This is a genomic window from Nocardioides sp. JQ2195, assembly GCF_012272695.1.
In the GTDB taxonomy this organism is placed as follows: Bacteria; Actinomycetota; Actinomycetes; order Propionibacteriales; family Nocardioidaceae; genus Nocardioides.
On the sequence record NZ_CP050902.1, the window covers coordinates 2,524,429 to 2,542,923 of the forward strand.

Consider the following 18,495-nt stretch of genomic DNA (forward strand, 5'->3'; position numbering starts at 1 on the left):
TTCGGCGGGCGCTACGCAGACATCCCGGCGAACTCCGCAAGCCTCCCCATCCCCGGACCGGCGTACGCCTTGAGCCGCTCGACCGAAGCGGCGACACCGTCGGAGCGCATCAGCTCGGGTGAGGTACGCGCCGGGTTGAGCGCGACCTGGTCGGCCCAGGCCTTGATCTCGGGGTTGGCGCCGAAGGCCGCGGCCGCACGGCCGCCGGTGACCTGCATCCGGGACCACTCGGGCAGCCCGTTGGGATAGGTCGACGACGGGCACACCGCGTTCTTCGCGACGATCGCCTGGTCAGGATCCAGCCCGACTGCGACCGTCGCCTCGACGAAGCCGCTCACCGCAGCGCCGAAGACCGGGAAGCCCGCGCGCACCGGCTGCAGCGTGATCGTGCCGCTCCCCCAGATCGGCACCTGCGGCTGGGTGCGCAGACCTCGGGCGGCGCAGTGCACGACCACCGCGTCGGGTGCGATGGCCACCTCGCCGTCCTCGAGGGACAGTCGCCCGGGAGCGGCACAGCGCACGTGACCGAGCCGGAGGACGTTGTCGATCGTCCGCAACCTGTCGAGCTCCCACTGCGCGAGCGTCGGGGTCCGGGCCATCGTCGGCGTCACCGAGCGGTCGACCCGCAGCACCACGCCGGCCTCCTCCATCCGCAGGAACATCTCCTCCGCCGAGGCCGACTCCGAAGCAGCCCGCATCGTGTCGGCGGCGGCACCGATGAAGGTGGCCGGCTCGGGCTGGATCACCGCCCGGTTGAGCATCCACGGGTCGCGGGGCCGCACCCAGCAGATCGCGTCGGGGTCGAGACCGTTGTCGATCAGCCACACACAGGCATCCGTCGCGGTCTTGCCCGAGCCCACGACGACGAACTGCGACGGGGCATCCTCGAGCTTGACCAGGTCGTTGATCGGGATGACGTGGGCGCCCTCGGCCACCTCGAACGGGGGTGGCACGACGGAGGGGATGTCGGGCGCCAGATAGCGGGCGTCGACCACGCTGCGGCGGACCCGCACCTCGTGCTCGCGCCCGGTGACCCGGGAGACGAAGCGGCCCTCGCCGACGTAGTCGCAGTTGGGGTGGAAGGTCACCTTGCCGGAGGCGATCAGGCGGTCACGCATGATGCGGTCGAAGTAGGCGCAGATCTCCGGGGCGGTGGCCCGCTCGTGCAGACCGGCCTCGGGCCCGCGCTCCTGGATCCGCCCGCCACCGAACGGCGTCGAGGCCACGCCGTAGAGCGCCGAGGCCTGGTGGAGGCGGACGAACGGGTAGGCGTCGAGCCAGTGCCCGCCGACACCGTGTCGACGGTCGACCATGACCACCGAGACGTCGGCGTGGTCGATGAGGGCGTCGACGAAGGCCATCCCCATCGCACCCGCGCCGACCACCAGGTAGTCGGCCTCCTGCACCGCCATGATTCAGATTGATCCTGACCACGGTGCCGGTCAATAGCCCGTTTGGGGGCTCAGCCCTGTCTCCTTCATTCCGCGATCGGATGATCTACGACAGGCGGCGAACGAGGTTCTCCAAGCTCGATTGCATGCCGGCCGCGTGGTCCGCCGGGTTGATCCCGGGCGGCACATCCATCGCGGTGATCGTCACCATCGAGGCACCCTCTGCGGCCTCGATGGTCCACGTCATTGTCATCGTGCCTGCGAACTGTGGGTCGTCGGACTCGAAGTCACACTCCTCCACGATCCGGTTCGGTGGCTCGACGTCGACGAACCGGACGTCGACCACATCCCGGTTCTCGGCCGACTTCCCGGCCGCGGCAGGGTCGTCGTACGCAAGGACGAGTCGATAGCCGCCGCCCGGGCTGGCGTCGAACCACTCGAAGTGGCCGGTCATGCCCTCCGGCGGCAACCACTGAGCTCGGGCGTCGGGATCGGTGAGTGCGGTGAAGACCACTTCGGGCGTAGCCGCGATCGTTGCGCTGGCGGCATCCGTGCGTTCCATGACGTCATGCTACGACGTCGGCTGGTCGACAGTGACGGGCGAAGACGCGTGCGGCTGTGCTGCAGCCGGCCAAGCGTTACCCGGCGGAAGTCCGCCCCTCGCCGCAGGATCACGAGACGTAGCATGCGCGAATGGGCCGCAGCAGACGACTTGGAACGCAGACATCCGTCCCGAGCCAGCGTGAGGACCAGAAGGCCCTCACTCGAGCTCGGCTCATCGAGGCGTCCCTTGTCGTCTTCCACACCGAGGGATACGCCGCTGCGACCATCAACGACATCGTGGCGGAGGCCGGAGTCTCTCGAGCGACGTTCTACCTGCACTTCGCCTCGAAGCTGGATGTGATCGTCGCGATCCGGGTGCCGATCGTGCAGAGCACCAGCGAGCTGTCGGAGCTGCTCCCGGGCGCTGTTTCCCGCGGTCCGGCCGGGATGTCGGAGTGGTTGGACCTGGCGCTGGACCGCTGGGAGTCATTCGCCCCCGCCTTCTGGGCCATCCAGCAGGCCGACCAGATCGAGAGGGAACTCCCCGAAGAGATCTCCACGATTCGCGACGACACCGTGCGCGGCATCATCCAAGGGCTCGGTTCCGGATCCGCACTGACCGAGGCTGAGAAGCAGGTGCGGGCCCGGGCCGCGTGGGGGTTGCTCCACGACCTCTTCGACCACTATGCGACTGATGGGTGGGTGCACGGGCGACCAACCGTCCACAAGGCCCTCCTCGATGCGTGGGTCGCGCTGCTGACCTGAGCGAGCCGACTGGCTAGGTGGACCGTCCATCAGCCACGCGGAGGTCCCACCAATGACGTACACGTTCGACATCGAGCTGCAGCCCTGGGTGTCAATGCTCCCCATCCTCGACGTCTCGGATCCCGTCGTGGCCAGGGAGCTGCTCGCCCAGATGAGTGCCAGCATCCCGCCGTTCGAGGCGCCGGAGGGAATCACCATCACCGAAGCAGAGGTCCCCGGCCCTGACGGAGAACCTGACGTCTCGGTGGTGATCTTCTCCCCCATCGGTGACGAGTCCGACAGGCCGGTGGTGGTCTACGCGCACGGTGGCGGTTTCGTCACCGGCAGCGCCGAGGGCGACCTCGCCCTGCCTGCGCAGATGGCGGCCGCGACGGGAGCCGTCGTCATCTCCGTCAACTACCGACTCGCCCCCGAGACCCAGTTCCCCGGACCCGTGGAGGACTGCTACGCCGTCCTGCTCTGGGTGGAGAAGAACAGTGAGTCACTGGGCACCGACCCCGCGCGGATCGCCGTCGCTGGCGTGAGCGCCGGGGCCTGCTTCGCGGCCGCGATGACCCTGATGGCTCGGGACCGCAACGGTCCGCAGGTGTGCTTCCAGATGCTCGACATCCCGGTTCTCGACGACCGGTGCGACACACCGTCGATGCACGACTACCCGGACGCCCCCATCTGGACCCCGAACAGCGCCCGTGACAGTTGGCAGCACTACTTGGGCGCCGAGGCGAGCCAGGACGTTCCGGCGTACGCCGCCCCTGCCCGGGCGCAGGACCTGACGGGCCTGCCACCGGCGTACGTCGTGGTCGCGGAGTACGACTCGCTTCGCGACGAGGGCATCGACTACGCGCGACGGCTCCTGGCAGCCGGGGTTCCCACCGAGCTCCACCTGTTCCCCGGGACCTTCCACGGCTCGGGAGGCGCCATCCCCGACGCCGCGGTCTCGCAGCGGATGCGTGCCGAGGCGCTCTCCGCGCTCAAGCTCGGACTTCGGCCCGCCCCTGCCAGCACGACCAACCTTCAGCCGTGACGACGTCCAGGGAGGACCGGAACATGACCGCAACAGACACGAACGTCACCGGGCACTACAAGGTGGTCGTGATCGGCGCCGGGTTCGGCGGGATGTACGCCCTGCACCAGCTGCGCAGCGAAGGCATCCCGACGATCTGCTTCGAGGCCGGCGGTGGAGTGGGAGGCACCTGGTACTGGAACCGCTACCCGGGCGCCCGCGTGGACATCGAGAGCATGCAGTACTCCTACAGCTTCGACGAAGAGCTCCAGCAGGATTGGAGCTGGCCCGAGAACTTCTCCGCCCAGCCCGACATCGAGAGGTATGCGAACCACGTCGCCGACCGCTTCGGGCTTCGGGAGGACATCGCCTTCAACGCCAGGGTCGACTCCCTGCGGTTCGACGAGGACACCCATTTCTGGCACCTGACCACCGAGCGTGGGGACGAGGTGACCGCCCGCTTCGTGATCTCCGCGACCGGAAGCCTCGACGCCACCAACGTGCCCAACTTCGCCGGCCTCGACTCGTTCGAGGGCGATTGGCACCACACCTCACAGTGGCCGGAGGAGGGCGTCTCCTTCGACGGCAAGCGGGTCGGGGTCATCGGCACGGGCTCATCCGGCGTCCAGATCATCCCCGAGATCGCCAAGACCGCCGCGTCCCTCCAGGTCTTCCAACGCACCCCGGCATTCACCATGCCCAACAACAATCAGGCGCTCGATCCGGACTACGAACGCGAATGGAAGGAGAACTACGCGGAACGACGCGAGGCGACGCGCAGCAACTACGGCCTCACCCGGTTCCCACCGCCTCACGGCCCGATCCTCGAGATGGATCCCGCCGATCGCGAGGCGCTGATGGAGGACCTGTGGGCCTCGCAGGCTGGGTTCAACCTGCTGGTGGCCTTCAGCGACACCGCGGTGAGCACGGAGGCCAACGAGATCCTGGGTGAGTTCGTGCGGAACAAGATCCGCTCGATCGTCACGGATCCCGAGGTGGCCGAGAAACTGTGCCCTCGCTACGCGATCGGCACCAAGCGGGTGTGCCTCGACAGCGGCTACCACGCGACGTACAACCGGGAGAACGTGACGCTCGTCGACGTCCGGGAGTCGCCGATCGAGGAGATCACACCGCGAGGGATCCGCACCAGCAGCGGAGAGCACGAACTCGACATCCTCGTCCTCGCGACGGGCTTCGACGCGGTGAGTGGCTCCCTGACTCGACTCAACGTCACCGGGGTCGGCGGTCAGGACCTGCGTGACAAGTGGAAGGACGGGGCCACCAACTACCTCGGCATGTTCGTCGCGGGATTCCCGAACCTCTTCATGATTCACGGCCCGGGCAGCCCCGGGGTCCTGGCGCAGATGATCGCCGGCGCCGAGTGGCAGGTGCAGTTCGTGCTCGACATCATCCGCGACCTGGACGCGCGAGGGGTCGAGCGGATCGACACCACCGCGGAGTGGGAGAACAAGTGGGACGCCGAGGTGGAAGCCGCTGCGTCGTACACGCTGTTCGGCGGCACCGACTCCTGGTACAAGGGCTCCAACATCGAGGGCAAGCCGAAGTCGTTCATGGTGTACGTCGGCGGCTACGACAACTACTCACGCCGCTGTCGGGAGCAGGTCGAAGCCGACTACGAAGGCTTCGTGCTCATCCCCTGACCGACCGGGCGCACCTCTTGAGAACTCAGTAGACCTAGTGTCTACTGAGTTCTCTGGACTGAGCAAGAGAGCGGGTGCGCCCATGCAGGGGTTGTTGTTGAGGTTGTCGTCCTTGGACGCCAGGGCCGAGAACGCCATGCGAGTCGTGGGGTTCTTCGATGCCCTCATCGAGCAACGCTCTGACCTCCAGACCGTCCTCGCCCAGGCTGGCCGCTTCGCCGAGGGCTCGGTCGGCCTGGCCGAGCCCGGCGAGACGGTCGGCATGGTCGCGACCCGGGCCGGCGCCCTCGAGCGGCGAGCCGCCCCACGACACGCCCTGACCCGCACCCTCGTGTCGGGTCACACGGTGTGGATCTCACGCAGTCCGCAACGGGCGTACCCGCTCGACGACGTACTGCTCGAACGGTTCGGCCTGGCCTGCATCGCCGCACTGGGCAGCCCGGCTGCGTCCACCCTGCGCATGGATGACCCCGCCCTGCTCGAGCTGATCCTCGGACGATTGGCCTCGAGTGCCGACCGCTGCCGAGCACTCCAACTCCTCGGCACCACTCCCTCGACTCCCCTCACCATGCTCGCGGTGCGCGGCGATCGTGCGGCCGCAGCGAAGGTCATGGACCACCTGCCGAAAGCTGCCTGGCGTCGGCTTGCCCAGATCGATGGCATGACGGCCATCGCGACCGACGCTCCGCCCGAACGCACCGCGACAATCCCCCAGGGAACCCACGTGGGCGTGAGCCGTCCGTTCCGCGCGGCCGCGGTGCACGAGGCCTGGCAGGGGGCGGTCAATGCGTTGCGCTACGCGGCGGACGGTCCCGCCGATCGAAACCTGGTGTTCCAGGCCGACCTCGGGCCCTACGAGCTCCTCGCCGCCAAGCTGCGCCCCGAGGACATCAGCGAGGTGGCGGACGTGCAGGCACTGGAGCGGCTGAGCCAGAACTCGGCGGGAAAGGACGTGGTGCGGACCCTCGAGATCCTGCTCTGGGTCGGCTCTCTGCGGGAAACGGCTCGTCAATTGCACATCCACCACAACTCCGTGGCGGCCAGGGTCGCCCGCGCCGAGGCCGAGCTCGGCTACTCGATCACGACTCCGCCGGGGCTGACCCGTTTGACGCTCGCCTTGGCGCTGCGTCGGCTCGGGCAGAACGGCCACCTCGGCTAGACGAGTAGCGGCTGACCGGCTGCGACCCTGCCTTCCTACCGCTGCACAGGGAGCGTGGTCGACTTCGCCACCCCGGTCGTGGTCGCGAAGTCGAAGGTCAACTCCTTCGCACTCGTCGGGATCACCGTCGGGATCGCCAGCGTCGGCGTGGCCTGCTCGGCGATCTCGTAGGGCACCTTCCGTCGGGTGGTCTGTGGTGATGGTGTTGGCCGGGTCGTTGCTCGGGGGGATCCCCTTCATCGCGGGGAACATCGAGCTGATCACCCTCGGCCTGATCGCACTGGCCCTCGTGCCCGCGCTTGTGACGGCGTGGAGCCAGCGCCGGTCCGTTGGTCGTCGACCTGAGGCGGCCGACACCGTCCGGAATCGCCGAGCGATCTGCGCTGCTCCGACGTCGCCACTGTGCAAGAGACGTGACAGCCGGGCGTCACCCAGCCGACCAGGAAGCTGAAGCGGACCTCACGCTCGGCGTTGTCGACGTTGAGGTCGACCAGGCAGACGCTCTGCCAGGTGCCCGGTGCCATCCGGGCTCCGAGCAGCGCAAGCGAGGCGTCCGGCGGGATCACGGTCGCCTCGTCACGGGGCCGCCTTCACAACAGATTCAGGGCAACGTCGCGTCAATGACGTCGACCAGGGTAGCCATGGCCAGTGAGAGACCACCTGCGTCATCGCGCACCACGTCGCGCCTCATCTCCAGCATCACCGCCTGAACCCGAGGGTTCTTGCCGTGCTGCTCAAGCGGGACGTAGCAGCCATTGAATGGCGAGTCGAGCCCGACGTCACCCGTCGGAGCCGCAGCACGCATTGCCTCCACGGCCGCGGAGGAGAGCTCGGCCGAGGTGTGGAACTCATCCGTGCCGATGCAGACCTCCGGACGCGCGCCGTCACCGTGCAGCTCATACGGCAGCGCATCGACCGGAAACGAGTGAACGTCGACGATCGTCACCCGGCCCACCGCGGCGAGGCGTCGACGCACCAACGCGGCGAAGGCTTGGGAGTAGGGCACATAGAACCGCTCGATCAGCTGCCTCCGCTCCTCTTCCGTCGGAGTGCGCAGGGTCTCAAGTTGCGTGGTCTTCTCGTAGACCGCGCCCATGCCGACGCTGTTCATCTCTTCTCGGTCATCGGGGAACCGCTCCGGATCCACGACCAGGCGCGAGGCCCTGTTCACGAAGATCCACGGCCGCACTGCTGCTCGCATCGCGGCGCCGTCGGCTACCACGTCGGTGTCCGCATCGGTGATCGCGTGCAACTCCGCCGCGAGCGCCGAGTCGTTGAGCCGGAGGCCTCGCCGAACGTCGTCAGGCAGGTGGGTCGACGAATGTGGGACGTGCAGCACCACCGACGATGCATCGTCGCCGGGGATGATCTCGAATGAAGCAGGCTGTTCAGGCATGGCGCCAGCATGCCCGGCGCCACCGACACCGAGCAGAATCAGGCGCGCCTTCCGCTTCCTGGAGAACCCCCTTGGAGGATGCGTGCGTCTGGGTTGGCGACGCCGACCACGGACGACGGGGAGGGGGAGCCGACTGCGCCGCCGTGGGGTTGTTTGATCTGGTCTCGATACGGTCGCTGCGCGACCTACTCGACCACCGAGAGAAAGGGCTGCGCGACCTACTCGACCACCGAGAGAAAGGGCTGCGCGACCTACTCGACCACCGAGAGAAAGGGCTGCGCGACCTACTCGACCACCGAGAGAAAGGGCCGCGCGACCTACTCGACCACCGAGAGAAAGGGCCGCGACCGAGGTCGCGGCTCATTCCTTCGGGTCGACGATGAGGGCCTGGGGAGCAGCGGCCTTCATCCGCGTGTTGAGCCAGGACAGCTGGCGGGAGGTCTCCGCGTTCGCGGAGATCGCCACGTCGAGCAGCTCGTGGTCGCGCAGTCCTTGAGCGCCCTGGAGCACCACGGTCCACGTGGTCTGCACCAGGTCCGCGAGCACGTGCAGGTCCTGCAGGTCGCGCAGGAGCCCGATCTCTCCCGGCCGGACCTCGGCGAGTCCGTCGGCGTGGAGGCGCTCGGGCTCGTCCACGTCGGCGTCCTCGCCGTACCGCTCGACGATGGGCTTCAACCCCTCGCGATGGTTCTCGCTCCACTGGGCCAGCATGTGGCAGGTGTGGAAGACGTCGGCAGCCTGCGCGTGACCGTCGGCGACGGCACGGAACGACTCCGCCAGCGTCTTCTCACTGTGATCGGCCAGGCCGACGTACGTGCTGAGGTGCGGCATCAGGACCTCCCTGCGATCGTGCCGGTGGGCGCCGGGTGCGCGGTGCCGGCAGCGGGGTCGTTGGGATAGTCGGGGGTCTCCGTGAGCACCTCCGAGGTGGTCGGTTCCCCGCCTGCCGTCTCCGGCACGGATCCCTTCCGGGCCGGGGCCGACGCGGCGGTGGTGGGAGCCGGCGCCGGTCCGTCGCCCGCCCTCACCTTGGTGACCCGGCACGCGGCGGTCTTGAAGCAGGGCTGCTTCGACACCGGGTCCCACACGGTCATGGTGAGCTCGTTGGCCAGCCGGTGCTGCTGGTCGGGAGCAACGTCCTCCAGGTCCCACGATCCGTAGTGGAAGGGCGCGAACACCGCGCCCGGCATCACGTTGCCCACCCGCGCGCGGACCTCGATGGCTCCGCGCGGAGACTCGACGCTCACCACGTCGCCCTCCCTGATCCCGAGGTTGTCGGCGTCCTGCTCGGAGAGCTCGACCCAAGCATCAGGTGCAGCCTCGTGGAGGGATGAGGACCGCCCCGTCTTGGTGCGGGTGTGGAACTGGTAGACCGTGCGACCGGTGGTGTAGAGCAGCGGGTAGTCGTCGCTGGGCAGCTCGTGGGCCGGGGTGTAGGGAGCACCCTTGAGGAAGGCCCGCCCGTTCGGAGCCATCGCACGGTGCTCCTGCTCGGTCACCGTGCCGCCGGTGAGCAGGTCGTGGCCGTAGGTCTCGCACTGGTCGGTGTCGGTGGGGAACACCGGGTCGGTGTAGAGCCGGTCAGTCCCCTCCGGGGCCTCCTCGTTGACCGGCCACGGTATGCCGGTCGGTCCACGCAGCTTGTCGTAGGACAGGCCGGTGTAGTCGACCGGCCGACCCGCCGTGGCAGCGCGCCACGCGTCGAACGCCTCCTCCGGTGTCGACCAGGTCGGAAGTGGTGCGCCGTCGCGGTCGGTGAACCCCATCGCTTCGGAGTACATGAGGAAGATGTCGAGGTCGCTCTTCGCCTCCCCGGGCGGGTCGACCGCCTTGTCGGAGAGGTGGACCGTGCGGTTGACGTTGGTGAAGGTGCCGGTCTTCTCGCCCCACCCGGCCGCGGGAAGCACCACGTCGGCCAGTTGTGCGGTTTCGGTGAGGAACAGGTCCTGGACCACGACGAAGCACTGGTCACCGGAGAGGATCTTGCGGATGTGCGACGACTCGGGCATCGAGACGGCGGGGTTGGTCGCCGAGATCCACAGCAGCTCGATCGAGCCCTTCTCGGCGTAGTTGAAGATCTGCATCGCGTTCGTCGGCGGCGCCCAGTGCGGGATCGTGAGCGGGTCGACGTTCCACAGGTCGGCCAGCTCCTGCACGTGCTTCTGGTTGTTCCAATTGCGGAAGCCCGGCAGGTCACCGTCGGCTCCGCACTCGCGATTGTTCTGTGCAGTGGGCTGACCGTTCATCTGCAGCACCCCGCTGCCCGGACGGCCGATCAGTCCGCGGAGCAGGTGGAGGTTGTGCACCGCGACGGAGGCCGCGGTCGCCTGGTGCGACTGGTAGAAGCCCTGGAGCACCGTGGAGAGCACGCTCTTGCTCTGCCCGAAGATGGCGGCGGCGCGGCGGAGGTCGTGGGGCTCGACGCCGCAGATCTCGGCCACCTTCTCCGGCGTGTAGGGCTCCACGACCTTGCGCAGGTCGTCGACGCCGATGGTGTGCTCGGCGACCCACACGTCGGCGGTCCAGCCGTTGTGGAACAGCTCGCGGGTCAGCCCGTTCATCAGCGCAAGGTTGGTGCCCACGCGCGGAGCCAGGTGCACTCCCCCGGTCCGTTCGGCCTCCTCCGCGACCGGCGTACGTCGTGGGTCGACGCACACGACCTTGGGCGGATCTTCGCCGCGGGTGCGGTCGAGGATCCGCATCCACAGCACGGTCTGGGTCTCGGCCATGTTGTGGCCGTAGAGGAAGATCGCGTCGCAGTGCTCGATGTCGGTGTAGGACCCCGGCTGCCCGTCGGCCCCGAACGACTCCTTGAACGCCGCAGCACTGGTCGCGGTGCACAGGCGGGTGTTGCCGTCCATGTGGGGCGTGCCCAAGCCGGCTTTCCCGATGACCGCGAGGGTGTAGTACTCCTCGATGAACATCTGGCCGGAGGTGTAGAAGCCGTGCGTGAGCGGGCCGTTCTCGTCGAGCAGCCGCTTGGACTCGTCGACGATGCGTCCCATCGCGGTCTGCCAGTCGGTCTCCACCAGGCGACCGCCCTCGTGGACCAGCGGCCGGGTCAGCCGATCGGGCGACGACGCCCAGGGCGTGCTCCCGTAGAGCCCCTTGGGGCCCATCCGTCCGTGGTTGACCACGTCGGTCCCCCGACCTCGTACGCCGACCATCCGGCCGTCCTTGACCGCGATGTCGCAGCCGCAGCCGTTGCTGCACAGCAGGCACGCCGACTGGACCCAGCGGTCCACGTCCTGCTCCTCGACGCCTTCGTCGAGATGAAGATCGACCCGCGCCGGCCAGACCGTGCCCTTGGCATGGGGGGTCCGTTCGCCCCAGATGTCGGCTATCCGGTCCGGCATGTCATCGCCTCGCAGTGGTGTCGGTGAGCGTGTCGCCCATGGGGCCTCCGCTCCTGACGACACCCGGACTCGGGTACCCCGCCGCGACGAGTCCATGCGTTGGCCGCTGCCGGGCTCACCGCCCCTGGCGCGCTGCCTCTGCTCGGCCTGGTGTTCGTGGTCGTCCTCACCGGCCAGCTCATCGCGACCAGCGCTGCGTGGTCACCGGACCCGACGGCTTGAGCCCGTGTTCACAGCTGATGCGGGTCCAGCACGCGGCGTACTCCCGCTCATGCCAGGACGACATCCTCCCGCTCATGCCAGGAAGCTGAACCGCACCTCGCGCTCGTGGTTGTCGACGTTGAGGTCGACCAGGCAGATGCTCTGCCACGTGCCCAACGCCGTACGGCCGCCCAGGACCGGGACCGAGGCGTACGGCGGGATCAGCGCCGGCATCACGTGGGAGCGGCCGTGGCCGGGACTGCCGTGCCGGTGCTTCCAGCGGTCGTCCTTGGGCAGCAGGTCGGCCAAGGCAGCCAGCAGGTCGTCGTCGCTGCCGGCACCGGTCTCGAGGATCGCGACGCCGGCGGTGGCGTGCGGGACGAACAGGTTGAGCAGGCCGTCGCCGCGGCCTCTGACGAAGTCGGCGCAGTCGCGGGTCAGGTCGAGCACGACCTCGCGGTCGCCGGTGACGTAGGTGCGGGTCTCGGTGTCCATGCTGTTCATGGTGGCATGTGGTCTCAGGGGTCTCGATACGGTCGCAGAGCGACCTACTCGACCAACGAGATGAGGGCGGTGTCCGCCCGATCGGTGACTGGTCGACGTGGATCCTCGACCACCGGAAAGCCGCGCACGTGGTCTCGACTCCGTGACTGGGCTACCGCCTACTGGCTCGCAGCAGCATCAGTTCAGTGACGAGCACCAGGAGCGCCGCGGCCGGGATGAAGGCGGCGGTCCAGACGGGGCCGGCCAGTCCGGCCAAGTCGCACTCACCGTCGAAGTTGGGCGCGCTGCAGTGTCTCGACGTCTCGAACTGCATGCCTGCATGGAACGCCACCACCGAACCGACGAGCCCGATGAACAGATACGCCACGGCACGCATCGGCCAGGTGAGTTCGGACAGCTTCATGTGGTCACCTCGGGTTGTTGATGGTGAGCAGATCGTAGGGCCAACCTGGCCCGGCCACCGCAGTTGTGACTGCCGAACCCGGAGCAGGGAACGGGGCATGAACCTGGACGCCTCGCGCCCGGTGAAATTGGAGCCGCTGGCACCGCCGACCACTCGGTCGACGTCGAGCCCGAAATTCTTCTCCACAATCTGACGAGAGGGGTTGCGCAGGGCTTTCGAACAAAGGTACGATCTCACTACGTCCCGATCGAATACACCGGCACTCACCGGTCGGGGCTCATCTCCTCGGAGATGCCGGGCAACTGGGAATGTGTGTCGGGCTCGCTCAAGGTCTCGTCCTGGGCAACATGAGCGCACGACCCTTTGGGGGTACGCCTTGATCGGGCGGGGACTCAAGGGCTTCAAGGAAACCGATGACCCATGCGGGTCTGCTGGTCGAGAGGAGCCTTTGACCGTGTCCGCACTCCAGTTCCACGAAGACGTCACCGCTCGTCTCGACGAGGCCCTCACCGACTTGAGCGCGCTCCCCTTCTCACCCCTCTCCAATGCCGAGCTCGAGACCCTGCTCAAGACCGTGACCGGCATGTCCGATCGTCTGCAGCACGCCCTCGGTCGAGTCGCGACTGCCGCCGGAGAGCGCGAGCTCGGCGACCGAGTCGGCGCCAGCAGCACGGCCCACTGGTGGGCGAGGAAGACCCGCCTCAAGAGCAGCGACACCCGCAAGCACCTCGCCCGATCCCACCATCTCGAGAAGCCGTTCTTCTCACCCGTGGCAGATGCGTTGTCCGAAGGAGACCTGCGCACCGAGCAGGCCGACGTGATCATCAGGGCCATCGACGAGCTCCCCGACGACCTCGAGCCGGCCATGCTCGAGAAGGCTCGCGACCACATGCTCGACCTCGCCACCCAGTTCGACGCCGACGAACTGCGCAAGCTCAGCAAGGGCCTCCTCGAAGCCCTCGACCCCGAGCGATTCGAGAACGAGGAGGAGAAGCGGCTCCAGAAGGAAGAAGAGGAGGCGGCCGCCACTGCCCGCATCACCATCGGCAACGACGGCCACGGCAAGGTGCGCGGCAAGTTCTCCATCCCCGAGGTGCACGGCGAGTTGTTCCGCAGCTTCCTGATGAAGTTCGCCGATCCGCGCCGCGGCGATTCCGGCTCCGACTCCGGCGATGACGACGACCGGCCGCGGAACTTCTCGATCACCCCCGAGAAGCTCGGCCAGGCGTTCATGGAACTGATCGAGTCGTTCCCCGCAGACAAGCTGCCGAGCCACGCAGCCAGCACCGTCGCCGTGACGGTCACCATCGACTTCGACCGCCTCAAGCAGGGCCTCGGCACAGCCACCCTGAACAACGGTCACAAGATCTCGGCCACCGAGGCCCGACGGTTGGCCTGCCGAGCAGGCATGGTTCCCGCCGTGCTCGACGGCAAGGGCGAGGTGCTCGACCTGGGCCGCACTCGCCGGCTGTTCTCCGCATCCCAGTTCAAGGCACTCGCCCTGCGCGACAAGGGCTGCAGCGTCGAGGGATGTGCGATGCCGTCCAGCATCTGCCACGCCCATCACGACGATCCGTGGTCCAGGGGCGGCCCCACTGACCTGAGCAACGGCAGACTGCTCTGCCCACAGCATCACCGCATGGTGCACAACCCGCGCTATGACACGAAGAAGCTCGATGACGGGAAGCTCAAGATCGTCAGGCGGACGTAGGCCGACCCGAGTGGTCGCGACCCTCCGTTCCACCACACCACCCAGCACCTGAGCCTGCCTTGACCCGCTCGTGAGCTTGGTGGCCGTCAGCACGCCCGCAGCCAGATCGGCCAACGGACGCAGAGCCACTGGCTACCATCGCGACCATGGAACCGCATCGCACCGCGCGCGTCGGTGTCGCTGCCGGCGTACTCGTCCTGGGGTTCATTCTGGCGGCGTGCGGAAGCGAGTCGTCCCCGGCGGATCCTTCGGAGAACTCCTCGGACGATTCCTCGAGCCCGACGGCCTCTGCTTCGTCCTCATCTCCGGCATCCGACTCTGCTGCCGCTTCCTCCTCCGCATCGCCGACCGCCACGGAGCCAACCATGAACCGGCGCCAGGCCACCGCCCTGCTCACCCGCGCCACGGCTCGCGGCGACCTCGAGGGCGTGCAGGAGGCGATCGCCCATCGCGCCGACCTCGAGGTGCGCAACGACGAGGGACGTACGCCTCTGGTGGTGGCCACCAAGACGAACCGGATCGAGATCGCCCGTGCCCTGTTGGACGCGGGGGCCGACCCGGACGCCAAGGACGACATGGAGGACTCCGCCTTCCTGTATGCCGGCGCCGAGGGTCTCAACGAGATCCTGCGGATGACCTTGGAGAAGGGCGCCGACGTGAAGAGCACGAATCGGTATGGCGGTACGGCGCTGATCCCGGCCAGCGAGCACGCACATGTGGCCACGGTGCGGATCCTGTTGAAGGCCAGGTCACCGGTGAACCACATCAACAATCTCGGCTGGACTGCGATGCACGAGGCGATCGTGCTCGGCAACGGATCCGACGACCACGTGAAGGTCGTCGAGATGCTGCTCGAGGCCGGTGCTGATCCTTCCATCAGGGACGGGGACGGCGTACTCCCCCGGCAGCTGGCCGCCGATCGTGGGTACGACGAGATCGTGGCGGCGATCGATCGCGCGATCCGCCGCTGATCGAGTCCACCGCTGATCGAGGTCGCGGCTGATCGAGCAAGAAGCGCAGCGCGTGGGCAGTCGAGACCGAGTGGGCCACGCGAGTTGGGGCGCTGGTCTCGATACACCGCCTCGTGCCTCGGCGGGGCTGGTCTCGATACACCGCCTCGTGCCTCGGCGGCACTCGACCAGCGAAGGGGGCGGAGCCTCGGCGGCACTCGACCAACGAAGGGGGCTGAGCCTCGGCGGCACTCGACCAACGAAGGGGGCGGAGCCTCGGCGGCACTCGACCAACGAAGGGGGCGGAGCCTCGGCGAGCATTCGACAAGCGGGTGACGAGCCGGGCAGTGGAACGACCCGCTGTTGCGCCGCGGGGCGGACGCGGGATGATCGGTTCATGACCGCGTATGTGTTCGACTTCAGCCAGGGCAGCAAGGACCAGAAGGACCTCCTCGGGGGCAAGGGCGCCAACCTTGCCGAGATGACCAACCTCGGTCTCCCGGTGCCGCCCGGCTTCACCATCACCACCGAAGCCTGCCGTGCCTACCTGCAGGAGGGCGGCGACCCCGCCGGACTCGCGGAGCAGGTCTCCGAGCGCCTCGTCGCGCTGGAGGAGACGATGGAACGCAAGCTCGGTGACGCCGGCGACCCCCTGCTGGTCAGCGTGCGCAGCGGCGCGAAGTTCTCGATGCCCGGGATGATGGAGACGGTCCTCAACGTGGGCCTCAACGACGAGTCCGTCGAGGGCCTGGCCCGTCAGAGCGACGACTCCCGCTTCGCCCAGGACTCCTACCGCCGGCTGCTGCAGATGTTCGGCGCCACGGTGCTCGGCATCGAGAGCGCGGTGTTCTCCGAGGCCCTCGACGCGGCGAAGAAGGCCAAGGGAACCGACGAGGACCTCGACCTCGACACCGACGACCTGCGCGACCTTGTGGCGACGTACAAGCAGTTGATCGAGGAGCACGCCGGTCGTGCGTTCCCGCAGGACCCGCGCGAGCAGCTGGACCTCGCGGTCAACGCGGTCTTCGACTCGTGGAACACCGACCGCGCGGCGCTCTACCGCCGCCAGGAGCAGATCCCCGACGACCTCGGCACGGCGGTCAACGTGCAGGCGATGGTCTTCGGCAACCGCGGCATGGACTCCGGCTCCGGCGTCGCCTTCACCCGCGACCCGGCGACCGGCAACCAGGGCGTCTACGGCGACTACCTGCAGAACGCGCAGGGCGAGGACGTCGTCGCCGGCATCCGCAACACCGTGTCGCTGGCTGACATGGCGGAGGTCGACCGGACGTCCCACGACGAGCTTCTCGAGATCATGGAGAAGCTCGAGAAGCACTACCACGACATGTGCGACATCGAGTTCACCGTCGAGGACGGCAAGCTCTGGATGCTGCAGACGCGCGTCGGCAAGCGCACCCCCGAGGCGGCGTTCCGGATCGCCGGCCACATGGTCGACGAGGGCCTGATCGACCTCGACGAGGCGCTGCGCCGGGTCACCGGAGCCCAGCTCGCGCAGCTGATGTTCCCGCGCTTCGACTACTCCTCCGAGCGCAACCTGCTCGCCAAGGGGATGAACGCCTCCCCCGGTGCCGCCGTCGGCAAGGCGGTCTTCGACTGGGCCACCGCCGTCGAGTGGGCCGAGCGCGGAGAGGACGTCATCCTCGTCCGCAAGGAGACCAGCCCCGACGACCTGCACGGCATGGTGGTCGCGAAGGGCATCCTGACCAGCCGCGGCGGCAAGACCTCCCACGCCGCCGTCGTCGCACGCGGCATGGGACGCACCTGCGTCTGCGGTGCCGAGGCGCTGGACGTCGACACGAAGAACGCCGAGTTCACCGTGCGAGGAGGTACGACGATCCGCGAGGGCGACGTCATCTCGATCGACGGCACGACCGGCGAGGTCTTCGAGGGTGCGGTGCCGGTGACCGACTCCGCCGTGGTGCGCTGGTTCGAGGGCGACAAGGACCCGGAGATCACCGACAACCCGCTCGTGCAGGCGGTCGCCCGCCTCGTCGAGCACGCCGACCAGACCCGACGGCTGCAGGTCCGCACCAACGCCGACACCGGAGAGGACGCCGCCCGCGCCCGCAGGTTCGGCGCCCAGGGCATCGGCCTGTGCCGCACCGAGCACATGTTCCTCGGCGAGCGCCGCGAGCTCGTCGAGCACCTGATCATCGCCGACGACGAGGCCGGCCAGGAGAAGGCACTGGACGCGCTACTCCCCCAGCAGCGCTCCGACTTCCTCGAGATCCTGGAATCGATGGACGGCCTGCCGGTCACCATCCGGCTGATCGACCCGCCGCTGCACGAGTTCCTGCCCGACCTGACCGACCTGTCGGTGGCGATGGCCGTGGCCGACGTGCACGGACACCGCAAGAAGCGCCAGCGCAAGCTGCTCGCCGCGGTCCAGCGCCTGCACGAGGCGAACCCGATGCTGGGCCTGCGCGGCGTACGCCTCGGCATCGTGATCCCCGGCCTGTTCACCATGCAGGCGCGAGCGGTGCTGGAGGCCGCGGCCGAGCGGATCAAGGCCGGCGGCGACCCGCACCCGGAGATCATGATCCCGCTGGTCGGCTCCGTGCGTGAGCTCGACCTGGTCAAGCAGCGGATCATGGACGTCGCTGCCGACGTGCAGGAGGAGGCCGGCGTGGCGATCGACTTCAGCGTCGGCACCATGATCGAGCTCCCCCGGGCCGCGCTGACTGCTGACCAGATCGCCGGCTCTGCCGACTTCTTCTCCTTCGGCACCAACGACCTCACCCAGATGACCTGGGGCTTCTCGCGCGACGACGTGGAGGCGTCGTTCTTCTCGACCTATCTCGAGCAGGGCGTCTTCCCGGTCTCGCCGTTCGAGTCGCTGGACACCGAGGGCGTGGGCACGCTCGTGCGTACGGCGGCCGCGAAGGGTCGCGAGGCGAACCCCGAGCTGCACCTCGGAGTCTGTGGCGAGCACGGCGGTGACCCGGCCTCGATCCACTTCTTCGACGAGGTCGGTCTCGACTACGTGTCGTGCTCGCCGTTCCGGGTGCCGGTCGCTCGGCTGGAGGCTGGTCGGTCCGCCCTGGGGTGACTGGGGTGACTGGGGTGACTGGGGTGACTGGGGTGACCGGGGTGACCCGTCGTGGCGCGGGGCCCGGGGCTGGCTGCTCGGGGTGTTGCCCGGGGGGTTGCCCCGGGGGGGTTGCCCGGGGCTGTCGGGGCTGCTGCTCGGTGCTGTGCCTCGCGGGGCCATGAAGAAGGTAACGGGTTGCTCGGGGCTGTCGGGGCTGCTGCTCGGGGTGTTGCCCGGAGGTGCCCGGCAGGGGCGGACGAGCCCGCCGAAGCTAGCGCCGTGCGACGCCGCCCGGGCAGGGGCGGACGGCACCTTTCTGCGCCGGTTTCCGTGCACAGCTCTGTGGGGTTCTCGCTCTGTCCACAGCAGGGCGACCGGCTCGGGAAACGGTCGCGGATCC

The 18,495-nt window shown here is 68.3% G+C and carries 14 protein-coding genes; 7 read left to right on the top strand and 7 right to left on the bottom strand.

What is annotated here, in order from left to right:
• Nucleotides 1–11 precede the first annotated feature (11 nt).
• Together ncot_RS11910 and ncot_RS11915 are read right to left on the bottom strand one after the other, a co-directional pair.
• Nucleotides 12–1,412, bottom strand: a complete 1,401-nt coding sequence (locus tag ncot_RS11910) for a pyridine nucleotide-disulfide oxidoreductase (RefSeq protein ID WP_168617803.1) — start codon at nt 1,410–1,412, stop codon at nt 12–14.
• 85 nt (nt 1,413–1,497) lie between these two features.
• Complete coding sequence (locus ncot_RS11915; RefSeq protein WP_168617804.1) at nt 1,498–1,953, bottom strand: SRPBCC domain-containing protein; 456 nt, start codon at nt 1,951–1,953, stop codon at nt 1,498–1,500.
• 131 nt (nt 1,954–2,084) lie between these two features.
• Between ncot_RS11915 and ncot_RS11920 the strand changes: the two genes are divergently transcribed.
• From ncot_RS11920 to ncot_RS11935, 4 genes are all read left to right on the top strand, one after another.
• Nucleotides 2,085–2,699, top strand: coding sequence for a TetR/AcrR family transcriptional regulator (locus tag ncot_RS11920; protein WP_168617805.1), 615 nt, complete (start codon nt 2,085–2,087; stop codon nt 2,697–2,699).
• Between the two features lie 52 nt (nt 2,700–2,751).
• Complete coding sequence (locus ncot_RS11925; protein WP_168617806.1) at nt 2,752–3,723, top strand: alpha/beta hydrolase; 972 nt, start codon at nt 2,752–2,754, stop codon at nt 3,721–3,723.
• Nucleotides 3,724–3,746: 23 nt separating this feature from the next.
• Nucleotides 3,747–5,363: an NAD(P)/FAD-dependent oxidoreductase gene (locus ncot_RS11930; protein WP_168617807.1), complete on the top strand. Its 1,617-nt coding sequence runs from the start codon at nt 3,747–3,749 to the stop codon at nt 5,361–5,363.
• 112 nt (nt 5,364–5,475) lie between these two features.
• The gene (locus ncot_RS11935; RefSeq protein ID WP_168617808.1) at nt 5,476–6,522 is read left to right on the top strand and encodes a helix-turn-helix domain-containing protein; all 1,047 of its coding nucleotides are present in this window, start codon (nt 5,476–5,478) and stop codon (nt 6,520–6,522) included.
• 601 nt (nt 6,523–7,123) lie between these two features.
• Here the strand turns inward: ncot_RS11935 and ncot_RS11940 are convergent.
• The 5 genes from ncot_RS11940 to ncot_RS11960 form a co-directional block, all read right to left on the bottom strand.
• Nucleotides 7,124–7,918 carry an N-formylglutamate amidohydrolase gene (locus ncot_RS11940; RefSeq protein ID WP_168617809.1) on the bottom strand — a complete coding sequence of 265 codons (795 nt, stop codon included), beginning with the start codon at nt 7,916–7,918 and terminating at the stop codon, nt 7,124–7,126.
• Between the two features lie 360 nt (nt 7,919–8,278).
• Entirely contained in the window at nt 8,279–8,749 is a 471-nt protein-coding gene (locus tag ncot_RS11945) for a hypothetical protein (RefSeq protein ID WP_168617810.1), read from the bottom strand.
• Entirely contained in the window at nt 8,749–11,274 is a 2,526-nt protein-coding gene (locus tag ncot_RS11950; RefSeq protein WP_168617811.1) for a molybdopterin oxidoreductase family protein, read from the bottom strand. Before ncot_RS11950 ends, ncot_RS11945 begins: the two co-directional genes overlap by 1 nt.
• Nucleotides 11,275–11,568: 294 nt before the next feature.
• Nucleotides 11,569–11,970, bottom strand: coding sequence for a YjbQ family protein (locus ncot_RS11955; protein WP_206064952.1), 402 nt, complete (start codon nt 11,968–11,970; stop codon nt 11,569–11,571).
• A gap of 160 nt (nt 11,971–12,130) precedes the next feature.
• Nucleotides 12,131–12,382: a hypothetical protein gene (locus tag ncot_RS11960; protein WP_168617813.1), complete on the bottom strand. Its 252-nt coding sequence runs from the start codon at nt 12,380–12,382 to the stop codon at nt 12,131–12,133.
• A 454-nt stretch (nt 12,383–12,836) separates the two neighbouring features.
• On the opposite strand from ncot_RS11960, the gene ncot_RS11965 reads away from it, so the two are divergent.
• The 3 genes from ncot_RS11965 (at nt 12,837) to ppdK (ending at nt 18,113) form a co-directional block, all read left to right on the top strand.
• Nucleotides 12,837–14,093, top strand: a complete 1,257-nt coding sequence (locus tag ncot_RS11965) for an HNH endonuclease signature motif containing protein (protein ID WP_168617814.1) — start codon at nt 12,837–12,839, stop codon at nt 14,091–14,093.
• Nucleotides 14,094–14,458: 365 nt separating this feature from the next.
• Nucleotides 14,459–15,064 (top strand): ankyrin repeat domain-containing protein, encoded by a 606-nt coding sequence (locus ncot_RS11970; RefSeq protein ID WP_206064953.1) that lies wholly within the window; start codon nt 14,459–14,461, stop codon nt 15,062–15,064.
• Between the two features lie 376 nt (nt 15,065–15,440).
• Nucleotides 15,441–18,113, top strand: a complete 2,673-nt coding sequence (gene ppdK / locus ncot_RS11975; protein WP_168617816.1) for a pyruvate, phosphate dikinase — start codon at nt 15,441–15,443, stop codon at nt 18,111–18,113.
• The last annotated feature ends 382 nt before the right edge of the window (nt 18,114–18,495 follow it).